This window comes from Bacillus sp. XB1 (assembly GCF_053557995.1).
Map to the genome: position 1 here is coordinate 127118 of NZ_JBNRIL010000003.1, position 12498 is coordinate 139615.

General features: G+C 32.1%; 10 protein-coding genes. All 10 read right to left on the reverse strand.

The annotated features are described in order from the left end of the window. Position 1: 1 nt before the first annotated feature. Positions 2 to 1432: a HAMP domain-containing sensor histidine kinase gene (locus tag ACK1U5_RS21855; RefSeq protein ID WP_030029408.1), complete on the reverse strand. Its 1431-nt coding sequence runs from the start codon at positions 1430 to 1432 to the stop codon at positions 2 to 4. A gap of 11 nt (positions 1433 to 1443) precedes the next feature. Beyond that, positions 1444 to 2115 (reverse strand): response regulator transcription factor, encoded by a 672-nt coding sequence (locus ACK1U5_RS21860; protein WP_000699553.1) that lies wholly within the window; start codon positions 2113 to 2115, stop codon positions 1444 to 1446. Positions 2116 to 2235: 120 nt separating this feature from the next. Further along, positions 2236 to 3228 (reverse strand): UDP-glucose 4-epimerase GalE, encoded by a 993-nt coding sequence (gene galE / locus ACK1U5_RS21865; RefSeq protein WP_061139608.1) that lies wholly within the window; start codon positions 3226 to 3228, stop codon positions 2236 to 2238. A gap of 84 nt (positions 3229 to 3312) precedes the next feature. Beyond that, positions 3313 to 4131: an SGNH/GDSL hydrolase family protein gene (locus tag ACK1U5_RS21870; protein ID WP_069605268.1), complete on the reverse strand. Its 819-nt coding sequence runs from the start codon at positions 4129 to 4131 to the stop codon at positions 3313 to 3315. A 99-nt stretch (positions 4132 to 4230) separates the two neighbouring features. Further along, the gene (gene tagU, locus ACK1U5_RS21875; RefSeq protein WP_061139606.1) at positions 4231 to 5145 is read right to left on the reverse strand and encodes a polyisoprenyl-teichoic acid--peptidoglycan teichoic acid transferase TagU; all 915 of its coding nucleotides are present in this window, start codon (positions 5143 to 5145) and stop codon (positions 4231 to 4233) included. Between the two features lie 309 nt (positions 5146 to 5454). Further along, entirely contained in the window at positions 5455 to 6798 is a 1344-nt protein-coding gene (locus ACK1U5_RS21880; RefSeq protein ID WP_097918892.1) for a hypothetical protein, read from the reverse strand. Between the two features lie 317 nt (positions 6799 to 7115). Continuing rightward, complete coding sequence (locus ACK1U5_RS21885; protein WP_069604998.1) at positions 7116 to 8396, reverse strand: lipopolysaccharide biosynthesis protein; 1281 nt, start codon at positions 8394 to 8396, stop codon at positions 7116 to 7118. Positions 8397 to 8427: 31 nt separating this feature from the next. Continuing rightward, the gene (locus ACK1U5_RS21890; RefSeq protein ID WP_223277254.1) at positions 8428 to 9513 is read right to left on the reverse strand and encodes a glycosyltransferase family 4 protein; all 1086 of its coding nucleotides are present in this window, start codon (positions 9511 to 9513) and stop codon (positions 8428 to 8430) included. A gap of 64 nt (positions 9514 to 9577) precedes the next feature. Next, a complete protein-coding gene (locus ACK1U5_RS21895) occupies positions 9578 to 11356 on the reverse strand; it encodes a hypothetical protein (RefSeq protein WP_097918891.1) in 1779 nt (592 codons plus the stop codon). Between the two features lie 41 nt (positions 11357 to 11397). Continuing rightward, positions 11398 to 12462 (reverse strand): glycosyltransferase family 4 protein, encoded by a 1065-nt coding sequence (locus tag ACK1U5_RS21900; RefSeq protein ID WP_061139602.1) that lies wholly within the window; start codon positions 12460 to 12462, stop codon positions 11398 to 11400. Between the last annotated feature and the right edge of the window lie 36 nt (positions 12463 to 12498).

Genomic DNA, 12498 nt, shown 5'->3' on the forward strand with positions numbered 1-12498 from the left:
ATCATTTAACCGCTTTCAAGTTTTTTATGTCTTCCATCCTTCTCGGAAGCAAAAATGTAATGAATATTGTAGTACCTATTTCTTCACTACTCTCAATCCGCATGCTTCCGCCCTGCTTACTCATAATCTCCTGACAAATATACAAACCATAACCATTCCCGTAACTAGAAGGAAGTGCCTTTCCTTTCGGAGACTCATTCCACTCTGCAAGCACCACTTCATCTATACCAATCCCATCATCATGAACAAAAACCTTCGCCTCATGCTCATTTACAATTACATTCATACGAATGTGCGAAGCATCACTATACTTAATTGCATTATCAAGCACATTTAAGAAAATTTGCTTCGTCTTATCAAAATCCGCAACAACATGTACATCCGTTAACTCATTTATCACTTCAATTTCAAACTGATTTAGGCGAGGTTTCACAATTGAAACTGCTTCTTCTGCCAATTCCTTTATATTCACAACTGTAGGAGACACTTCAAACGTACTCGTCCCATATTTCGAAGACTTAAGCAGTTCCTCTACAAGTGATAATAAACGCTCACTTTCCACAGCCACATAACGAAGACTTTCCTGTACATCTTCTTTCGATTGTAACTTCGGAATTAAATCAACATAACCGATAATTGCCGTTAGCGGTGTTTTTAGCTCATGCGTAATGCGGTCTAGGAAATCTTTCTGCTTCTCTTTCTCCTCCTGCAGTTGCTTAATATGCAACTCAATTCCATCGGCCATCGCGTTAAAAGATGCTGAAAGCTGAGCGATTTCCACGTACTCATTTAACTCAATCTTACTCTTATAATCACCATTCGCGAGCCGCTGTGCCATTTGTCTCAACTGATCAATTGGTTTATGAAGAGACTTCGCCAAACGAATTGCAAAGAAAATACCGGTAGCTACTAAACAAAGAGACGTCATTAAGAACGTCCAGCTCACATTTGTTAAAATTTCCTTCTCACCCGTTAACTCATTTATAAAACGAATACTTCCAATGACATCGTTTCCATAATAAACCGGGCTTGAAAACAAAAGAATAGGAGCTGGATCCGCCTCCTCAAAAACGTAAGACTTCTTCCCCTTCAAAGAACTCTCAATGTCGATGTTACGGTGAAGCAATGCCCCTTTTTGTGTATCTGCAACAACATCGCCATTCTTCCCAATCATCTGCACACGGACATCCATACGCTTCGCTAAATACGACGCAATTAAAAGTGAATTCGGACCAAGCGTATCCACTTCTGCTTCCTTCTCTAAATAATTCATCGTATAAATTTGTGCTTCTACACTTAACTTTTCTAAAGAATCTGCTGCGTTATGATACATATTCTTTTCTAACGTAATATAAACAACTGCATATAAAAGAACAAAAATCGGAATTAACAGCCCAACTATTCCGAACACCATATTTCGCTTTAAAGACATACCATCACCACTTAACAATCCAGTTTATAGCCAACGCCATAAATTGTCTTAATATATTCTCCGCTCGTCCCAAGCTTCTTGCGAAGTCTCTGCACCATAATATCAACGGCTCTCGTATTTCCGATATACTCAAACCCCCATACTTTCTCAAGTAACTCATCCCTCATAAACACACGCTGTGGATTTGAAACAAATAACTGACATAAATTAAACTCTCGGTACGTTAACTGAATCTCTTGTCCACTCACATGTACCTTTCTTTCCTTAGGACAAATCACGATCTCTCCAGCCTCAATTACTTCATGACTTACAGCCGCCTCCGTCTTCTTTACACGCCGCGCCATATTCTTAACCCGAAGAATAAGCTCCGCATAATTAAACGGCTTCGTCACATAATCATCAGCACCAAGCTGCAAGCCAAGCAACTTATCATTCATCTGACTCTTTGCAGTTAACATAAGCACCGGAATATCCCTATCCCTCTCACGGAACAAACGAAGCAACTCATACCCATCCGTATCCGGAAGCATAACATCCAAAATCAATACATCCGGCCCTTCATTCCATCTCTCTAAAGCTTCTCTCCCATCAGCCGCTGCCAACACTTCATAACCTTCCATCTCCAACTGCATCCGAATCAAATTACGAATACTCGATTCATCATCAACCACAAGTATTTTCATCATTCTCCTCCTTCCACCACGTATTATAGTACAGTTTAGTATAGCAAAAATCCTATAAAAAAAGAGAGGGTATTGTCGAACATATTTTGTCGACGATACCCTCTCTTTCACTTATTATATTTATTTAGCATATCCATTCGGTTGCTTTTGATGCCAATTCCAAGCATGCTCAATAATTGTCTTCACATTTACATACTTAGGATCCCATCCTAGCTTCTCTTTCGCTTTCTTAGAAGAAGCAACTAAACGTGCTGGATCACCCGCACGGCGCGGTGCTACTTCAGCAGGAATTTCATGATTTGTAACCTCACGAACTGCATCAACGATTTCTTTTACACTGAAACCATTACCATTCCCTAAGTTATAGAAATCACTTTCTCCGCTGTTCTGTAGGTCTTTAAGCCCTAAGAAGTGGGCTGCCACTAAATCTTCAACATGAATATAATCACGGATACAAGTACCATCTGGTGTATTATAATCGTCACCAAACATCATAATCTTCTCACGTTGACCTAACGCCACTTGTAATACAAGAGGAATTAAATGTGTCTCTGGGCGATGATCTTCCCCAATAATACCATTTGGAGTTGCACCAGCTACGTTAAAGTATCTGAAAATCTTATAACGTAAATTAGAAGCTTGGCTATACCAATGAAGCATCTTTTCGATTGCTAACTTCGTTTCTCCATACGTATTCGTTGGATTTGTCATCGTTTCCTCAGTAATAAGATCCACATCTACCTCACCATACGTTGCCGCAGTAGAAGAGAAAATAAACTTATCTACCTTAAACTCATCCATTACCTCTAATAAGCAAAGTGCACCATACACATTATTATTATAATATTGAAGAGGCTTCTCCATACTAACTCCAACTAAAGAATCCGCTGCGAAATGCATAATAGCCTCAATATTTTCTTGTTTAAAAACATCTCTTAAAAATGCTTTATCACGAAGGTCGCCATTATAAAACTTCGCACCTTCCGTAATTGCATCCTCATGACCAGTTTGTAAGTTATCTACCACTACTACCGATAAACCTTCGTCTACTAATTTTTTCACAGCGTGAGAACCGATGTAGCCAGCTCCGCCACAGATTAGGATTGAGTTCATTGTTTTCCTCCTACTATTTTCAAATCTCTTAATTATAAAAGGAAAAGGTATACGAGAACTCGTACACCTTTTATCTCTCCTTCATTACTTAGCTACAAAATAATCAGTTATAGATTTCGCCCAAACGTCATGTCCTTTTTCACTTGGGAAACCAAATTCTTCTTGTAAGTATGGTAAAATTGCTTTCGTTGAAGCATCCGGCCATGCTCCCCAATGATCAATATATGTATAATTATTTTGCGTCGCAAATTGTTTTAATGCTTCAATCGATTTCGGATAATTTTTCGCACCATACACTGGATTTGATGGTTGAATCATAATCGTAGCACCCTTTGCACCAGTAGAAAGTGCCTGAACGAACTTCTGTGTATTTACTACAGAGTTTCCATTACCAGTTTTACCATTATCAGTAATGAATGGTGGTTCAAATAAAATCACATCTGGATTCTCTTTCGCAATCTCTTTATCACGCTTATTCGCGATTAACTCCTCTGTGCTTTCACCTTTATATTCCTTTACAGTCACATTCCATAAACCTTTACCATAAGCAGTTTCTAAATTAGTCGTTAACTTAGCTGCCCAAGCACCTTTTGCAGATGAAGAGGCTTCATCACCAACAATAACAAGATTTACTGCTTTTTTATCCTCAGCAGCTTTCTTCAACTTCTCTTTCACTGCATCTGGCAAATTCTTCGCGTATGCTTCATTAAAAGATGACTTCGCATCTTGCTTTTTCTCTGCTTTTTTCGCTCCGCTATCTTTCACTTCAGCCTTTTTCTTCGTTACTTCACTCGTCTGCCCCGTCGCATTTGCAACTTTCTTATTCCAGTACAACTTACCGCTCACAATCGAAGCAATAAATAATACAAAAACAACAAGAACAAGTATTACTTTCTTATTCATCGATTCACCTCATCTATTAATCTCACAATATATAATACTAATATAAATTCATGCAAAAATAAACCCAACTCCTTCCAAAGGAGTTGGGTTTATTACATATTATTTAGTCAATTCAAGATGTGCTTTTAACTTATTTGTTAAATCTTGTTTCGCTGCATCCGGAACATAGTAGTACCAAATACCGTCAGCAGCTTTATGGCCGTCACCTGGAATTTGGATTTCTTCACTGTTCTGCATGCAATCTTTATAATTCTTTTGAATATCAAACATTTGGTCTTGCGTTAAACTTGTTTTAACGTTTTTCTCAATTGCTTTTAATACATCACCGTAGCTTGCTAGAGAAGATACACTTGCACCCTTTTTAATTACTGCTTGGATTACTTGACGTTGGCGCATTTGACGGCCAAAGTCACCGCGTGGATCTTCATAACGCATACGAGTATACTTTAATGCTGTTTCACCATTTAAATGGATATTCCCTTTAGCAAAATGTTGCTCTCTTGACGTAAACTCCAAATCGTTATTTACATCAACACCACCAACAGCATCTACAATATCTCTAAATCCAGCCATATTTACTTCAATGTAATGGTCGACTGGTACATTAAGAAAATTCTCTACCGTTTTTACAGCCATATCAATTCCACCAAAGGCATACGCGTGGTTGATTTTATCTTTTTTACCTTTTCCAATGATTTCTGTATAAGTATCTCGCGGAATACTTGTTATCTTCATTGATTTTGTTTTCGGATTCAATGTAAATAACATTAATGAATCCGACCTAGACGTTTCATTTTCTCGTTGGTCCGTTCCCATTAATAAAATTGAAACTGGTTTCTGATCCGAAACATCTACTTTTTCATCACGCTTTTCAGATTTATCACGATCTAATGGTTTGTGTACTGCATCTAACGTATTAGATACATTAGAGTAAACAGTATATGCATATACACCACCACCAATAATAAGAACACCAATGATACCAAAAATCCAAAATAATACTTTCTTTTTCATACCAGTTCCTTCTTTCAACTAATAAATTTAGTCCAATCATCGAGGTTTAATTTTATAACTTCCTTTTATTTCAAAAGTTAATAGTATATGTAACGAAATAATCTTCTACCTCTATGAATATTCCAATTACATTTCAAGAAAATAATCGCCCTAAATTTAAACATTTCATTTTTATAATCTCCTCTATTATAGCAAGGTATTATAGAGTGTAAAGTAAAACAAGAAACAAAAAATCCCAAATTCCGCAATACTCTCCGGGGTTCGGGATTTTTTTCTTTATCTTGTAGAACAATTAAATTCTTATATAAATTAAGCTGAGGACTTTTTTTCTCTGGTTAGAATATATCCATAAGTTAATAAATAAAATAAAAAATAATTGGCATTATTTTTTACACCAAATGAATTGTATCCTGAAATTGCAAAAATTAAAGTAATCGCTAATACTTTGTATTCTATTCTGCATAGAATAAGAATTAACAACAGAATGTATATTAGTATAAAATATCCCACATCGAAAAATAAAATAATCCAAGGATTTTCAAGAATTATAGGAGTATTATATCGACCTATTATTTTAATGTTCTCTGACGCCCCACCCAAACCCATAATTTGGAACGACGATAAATGTTTTATGAAATAGTCTATCAACATAAAGCGCGCCTCAGTAGAATCACTTGCACTACCTACTCGACTCATTAAAGTAGATCCTAAAGATGTACTAAGTGTCACTAAACATGTAACCCCTATTATACATAGAGTAATAAAATACTGCTTAATCTTATTCAAGCTATTTTTCAAACCCTGTTCATTATATATTAGCACTAAAAATGCTATAGCAAATATACTTCTTGAACCAGTTAATAAAATATCAATTATAAATAATAAGAGTAAAGTATACTTTGTTCTATTATCCTTAACTCTCATTTGAACAATGATCATTGAAAAAAGGAAGAATACTGCATTATCTAATGGATGACCAATTATTGTTTTAATCCTGTATCCTTCTCGGTATGTTGAATCTAACCATGTTGCATTATTTGCACTATAAAGATTCTGAAAAACATTCGTTTTTGTGAAGTATTCAAAAACACCTAGTAATCCAATTAGTACCGAACACCAAATCATGACATCTATTGCCTTATTAACTTTTTTCGTATTTATTTGCCTTTTACAATAAAAAAACAAGAAAAATGAAATAGGTCCAAGATAATTATGAATTGCTAATGACATTCCACCTATCCCTTTTGTAATAAAAGTAACTCCAAAAAATAGAACAAGCACTAAAATACACAACAGAAAAACCTTATCAAAGATTATTTTTTTCGTTAATAAATTTTCTATAAAAAATAGAACAAATACAACTAACCATGCTAGTACAAAAGGATGAATCTTTAATGGATTTAACTCGTTATTATTATAAAAATCAAGAAGGAAAAAATCCCCCGTTAAAACTAACGCAATGCTAAGTATTGGAATTATAAATAGAAAGGATATTTCCCAACCTAAAAACTTTGTTAATAAATAAAAATTACACCCTAGTAACAAATATATAAAGTATGCATAATAATTTGTTCCCAATAAAAAAGAAAATGCAATAATACAAATTAGTGGGAGAACTAAATTAATAGTAATTTGTTTCAATTTTATTTCCATGTTTCCCCTCAATATCCTTTTAAAATATTTAACTGAAAAGTATATAATATTGGTCTAAGGTAAACTAGATCACTTACCTATTCCATACATTATAAACACATAAAAATTCATTTATCAAAACATTAAATCAGTTATATATTTAATTATTTTTTAACGACTAATTGATTAAAATCCCTATAAAAAGGTTAAAAAATACTTTTTCGGCATTTAAAGTGATAATATTTAAGGCTAAATGTATTTTGGCAAATAAAAATACATTTAGCCAATTCAAAATCTACTAAACAATACTTTTCAATACAAAATTTCCTCAGAGTAATTTACTTGTTTTCATTCAATATGTATTTATTTTTATAATTCAAATACATTTTTATTAATATTATTGAATATAACAATCGTGCCAGTACCACACTAATTGCAGCCCAAATCACCCCAAAATATGGAACAGTAAGGAAAATCAAAATTATGATTCCTCCCATTTGAATGTATTTACCTATAGTAATAAACATTGGCTTTCCTAAGGAATAAATAGCCTGTTCAATAGGAACAATAATAAACCCTAATATCGCCGAAATCAACATTACTTGAAGAATAGAAACTGCCCCTAAATATTTTTCCCCTAGAAAAAATGGGACAATTAAAGGTACTAAAGGTACCATACATAACATAAGGAAAGAAACTATTAATGTAGGCTTTATAATTTGCTTAGTCTTTCTTACTACTTCTTTCTCATCTAGTTCAGACATTGTAGGTAGCATTACTTTTCCAAAAGCAAATGGTAGAAATGAAACAATTGCCGATAGTTGAAATGCGGCATTATAAATTCCAATTTGCTCATAAGTAACCCAAATAGAAATCATAAAGAAATCAATTCTGCCCAAAACATTATTAGGTATAGAAATCATTAACATCCACTTTTCATAATGCATAATCTCTTTTAGTAATTTTCGAGGGAATTTTGAAGAAAAGTAAATTTTAATAAATTTAAAATACTTAAATACAAATGGTAAAGAGATTATAATCGGGATGAAGTATAAAATAAATACATACTTCAATAACAACATATTATTTAATAGTAAACTTAAAACTATAAGTATTAAAATAGAATACCTAAATATATTGATAAAAGCTCTCAATTTGAATTTTTGAATAGCTTGTAAATAAGTATCATTAACAAATAAAAGTGATTCCCCTATATACCCCACGATTAAATATGGGATATATTGAATTATTTCATCTTTACCTTGGCTAGCAAAAATATGACTGCCAAATAAGATTAATCCTGTAACTACAGTTGCAGTAATAATTATTTTTGTAAAAAAATATAAACCAAATATACTTTGCATTTTCCCTTTATCTCTTGCTGAAAAACGTACTGCTGTATTTTCCATACCAAAATCAAAGAATGCACTACAAAAAGCTACAGTGACAAATACAAATGAATATTTACCATAATCTTCAGGACCAAGTTGCCTAGATAGAATTAGAATACTTATAAAGCTTAATGCCTTTGTAATAATACTTTCTAAGAATACGATACTAAGATTTTTAAATAAAGAATGATTAACATACTTGTTTAAATTAACTTTTAAACTTTTCATATAAAAATACCTTTATCTTCATTTTTCATATTTAGTTTGTGCATAATTCTCTATAAACTTCGTTATATCTCTTAATCATATTTTCTAGAGAATACTCGCGATTTAAATATTCTAAAGTATTGTTATTACTCTCATACCGCTGACGACACTCTCTATCATTTACTAAGCGATATAATTTTTGGGCGAGTTCTTGATGATTTTCTTTTTCAAAATATAAACCATATTCTTCATTTTCTTTTACAATCTCAAGAGGTCCCTCAAGTTTACTAACAACTACCGCACAACCCGCTGCTAAAGCTTCTACTACTACTAATCCAAAACCTTCATATCTAGATGGTAAAACAAAAATATCTACGTCTTTATATAACTTTTCAATATTCGCTACATTTCCTAGAAATTCAACGTTTTCTTCTAAATGATATTCTACAATTAAATCATTTAATTCATTAATATATTTTAGATCTGCTGCGCTTCCAGCAAAAAAGCAATTAAATTTAGAAAACCCATACTGATTTTTTAAAATATCAAGTGCCTTAATTAAAATATCTTGACCTTTTTTCTCTGGTACAATACGAGCAACACAAGCAATTTTAAATGAATCTTTATTTTGAACGTTTAACTCTCGGCCACCACTAAACTTTTCAAGGTCTACCCCATTATAAATTAACTTTATTTTTTCTTCTGGAACGTATTTATTCACAACATTATAGACCGTTTTTGAAATAGTAATGTACATATCAACAGGATACTTATTTAATGCTTCATTATATATTTTAGTATCGTGTACAGTAAATACCACTTTTACTTTCGTAATTTTCTTAAGCAAATATGCAAACTTTAAACTAAACGTATCATGACAATGAACAACATCAATTTTGTTTTTCTTTATAAACTTACAGGCTTTATAGATAGTACCTATATTTATAATGGGATTTCTCGTACCTTCTTTTCTATTACATAATAAAAGGGAGTCTTTATTAAGTATTTCTATATATTCTTGACTCCACCTATCATTTATAACACAAAGATAGTGAGGAATTTCAGTATTTTTTACCATTAAATCAACAATTATTCGTTCTAAGCCACCTCCAAGAAACAACTCAGAATTCAAATGCATTATTTTCACTGTAATTCTCCTATTCTATTATAAATTTAGTCGTTCTTTCTTTAGAATATCAGAATTACATAATGTATTTATTCATTTGATTCACAAATACTAAAAATGTAACTACTTGGTCTTTTTCAAGTGTACTTCCGTTTCTAAATAAATCTTCACAATCATTTTTTAAAGTCGAATCTTGTATTAAATCTATATTCTTATTATATCCTGCTTCATAAAACTCTTTCAGGTATTTATTTGTTCTATACCAATAATCCATAGGATGCATATGATTTTTCGAATTCAACTTTAAACCTAATTTATTTTTAACTAATTTAATACCTGCTGCTGGAATGCTCGTCCAAGGAACCGGAACTCCTTTTACAGTTATTACTTTTTTATTTATCTTACCTTTTACTTTTTCATAAATAAAATCTGCTGCTTCTGGATAATATTTATTTATCCACTTAATATAAATTCTGTGCCCTTTTCTATACTCTAGTGGTAAAGTTAGGCAAAACTCCATAAAATCAATATCTAAAAATGGAGAAATTGTCTCAGTATATTGGAACATAGGCTTTAATCCAGTATTTACTCCTGTAAATCCCCTATTATAAAATTTAAAGATTTCTTGGTCTTCTAAATGAAAGGCCCTATCTACATCGTACTCTACTTTATCAATAAGTTTAGTAGAATATGCTCCTGCACCCGGCATGAATTTTTTACGTTCGCCCTTATCGTAAAAAGTTCCAATTACTACATCACCAAGTTGTCCCGTATGAACCATACCGTATTTTTCCAAATTCATATTACTAACCATACTTAATGTATGAGCAATAGTACACCCTTGACTCCTTGCTCCTGATATTTTGACCGATTCATCAAAATATTTATAAATATACGTTCCATTATCTAATGCTTTAAACATCCACTCTGTTTTTAATTTATCAGTTATTTGCTTGGGTACCTTTTCATCCAAATAATCGGTTTGAGAGAAAGTATAATTAAGCATATTTTTATATCCCATAGTATGAGCAACCCAAGCAGTCATTCTCGAATCTAATCCACCACTTAATGCTACCAAATGCTTATAACCATACTCTAAATCTTTTTCAAATGCTCTCTTAATTGCATTCTTAAAAAGAACATCTACTTTTTCCAAAGCTTCTTCTTCTGAAATCTCAACAGGCGTATTACTTAAAGCATAATAGCATTTTTTATTGATTCCACTTTTTGAATACTCAATATAGTGCCCCGGTGTTAACCTATATACATCTTCAAACAAGGTTTCATTACATAATGCGTGCGAGTGTGTCATTAAACTATACGCAGCATTATGATTAATATGGAACTTTTTACCTGTTTTTTTGTGAACTAGCCTTATAAGAACCTCAAATTCAGTAGCAAAATACAGTGTGTTCTCTTTCTCATGAATATAATAAAAAACCTCTTTATCTCCCACATGATTTGTATATAGGGTAAAGTTGTTTTCATCTTTGTTAAGAAGGGCTCCTCCAAAACTTCCTCTAAACTTATTAAAAAACGTTTTAGGTTCTACATTAGACATCTTGTTTAATAGTATCTCTATTCTATCTTCATTAACACTATACTCTTTATATAAATCACTCTTATTTAAAATTACACCATCTAATATAGAAAAATTATGTTGATCTTCATAAAAAGCTCTATCTTTTTCAAATTTCTTAACTGCATTTCTGAAAAATTTCCCATATAACATTGAAGTAGTAATTTTTCTTTCTTCTTCAATTAAGTGCTGATTTTCATCAACTATATCATAAATATTAATATCATTATCTAATATCTCTTCTCTATTTGAAATAAAGCCAAAAAATCCAGGCATTACGCTCAACTCACTTTAACTAAAATTTTTAGCTATAACTTTTATTTTGATTTCTTCATAATTCTTTCATATAATGAGATAACTTCATCTAAAGAACTATAAACATTGTAATTTGAGTTTATTTTCTCAACATTACGCTCACTCATTGATTTGCTTATCTCATTATTATTTAATAGGAAGATAATTTTATTTGCTAACTCATCTATATCCCCAGGTTTAGTAATAAATCCATTTTCCTTCTCAACTACAGAGGGAATAGATCCAACATTAGTAGATATAACAGGTAGCCCATAACTCATTGCTTCTAAAATAGACATAGGCATACCTTCATTGTACGATGGTAATGTATATATAATACTTTTCCGATAAATATCTTCTATTTTCTTATCATCTGATATCCAACCAGGAAGAATAAACAAATCATCTAGTTCCAATTCATTGATTTTTTGCTTGGCTTTTTCAATTTCACCATCACCAGCTAGTACAAATTTATATTTGCTATCTATTTTCCCTTTTAACTTCGCACCAACTTGAATCAAATCATATGTACCTTTTCTCTCAGAAAGTACTCCCATAGTTGTAATGTATATTCTTTCTTCGGGATCATCGGATACCTGTTTTGGAAATACTGCATTATCTAATGACACAACTTCCGTTTCACAGATTGATTTATAATATTCTTTCCACTGTTCCCCTAAAGCAATTATAACAGTGACTTTATTTAACGTATCAACAATTTGTCTCTTTCTCTTATCCGAGCTTTCATTGTAAAAATCTTTAAATTGTGATCCGTGCATATGCAATATGATGGGGATATTTTTCTGATTCAATAAGTTTATAATCTTTCTCTTACGGATAAAACTACCTCTATAAGACATATGAATATGCGCTACGTCATACTTACGACTTAATGCATTTAGTTGGAAAAATAACTTTATATATTGCCATATAAAAAATATAATGTTTACGAGATGACTGCTGCCATAATAAGTTGGGAAATATTCCAAATTTGTCTTTTCCTTAAGGCCAGCTTGCATATAATTTTTCACAACTCTTGTAATCCCGCCTGTTACTTTTATGTGGGATCCGATCATGATAACATTCATTAGTTCACCTTTTTCTAATATTATTTCCACTAAAAT

Bases quoted from the DNA above. Each gene is read 5' to 3' on its own strand.
- galE (WP_061139608.1), bottom strand. From the start codon at position 3,228: ATGAACTCAATCCTAATCTGTGGCGGAGCTGGCTACATCGGTTCTCAC.
- ACK1U5_RS21855 (WP_030029408.1), bottom strand. From the start codon at position 1,432: ATGTCTTTAAAGCGAAATATGGTGTTCGGAATAGTTGGGCTGTTAATT.
- ACK1U5_RS21895 (WP_097918891.1), bottom strand. From the start codon at position 11,356: ATGCCTGGATTTTTTGGCTTTATTTCAAATAGAGAAGAGATATTAGAT.
- ACK1U5_RS21900 (WP_061139602.1), bottom strand. From the start codon at position 12,462: ATGAATGTTATCATGATCGGATCCCACATAAAAGTAACAGGCGGGATT.
- tagU (WP_061139606.1), bottom strand. From the start codon at position 5,145: ATGAAAAAGAAAGTATTATTTTGGATTTTTGGTATCATTGGTGTTCTT.
- ACK1U5_RS21880 (WP_097918892.1), bottom strand. From the start codon at position 6,798: ATGGAAATAAAATTGAAACAAATTACTATTAATTTAGTTCTCCCACTA.
- ACK1U5_RS21870 (WP_069605268.1), bottom strand. From the start codon at position 4,131: ATGAATAAGAAAGTAATACTTGTTCTTGTTGTTTTTGTATTATTTATT.
- ACK1U5_RS21860 (WP_000699553.1), bottom strand. From the start codon at position 2,115: ATGAAAATACTTGTGGTTGATGATGAATCGAGTATTCGTAATTTGATT.
- ACK1U5_RS21885 (WP_069604998.1), bottom strand. From the start codon at position 8,396: ATGAAAAGTTTAAAAGTTAATTTAAACAAGTATGTTAATCATTCTTTA.
- ACK1U5_RS21890 (WP_223277254.1), bottom strand. From the start codon at position 9,513: ATGCATTTGAATTCTGAGTTGTTTCTTGGAGGTGGCTTAGAACGAATA.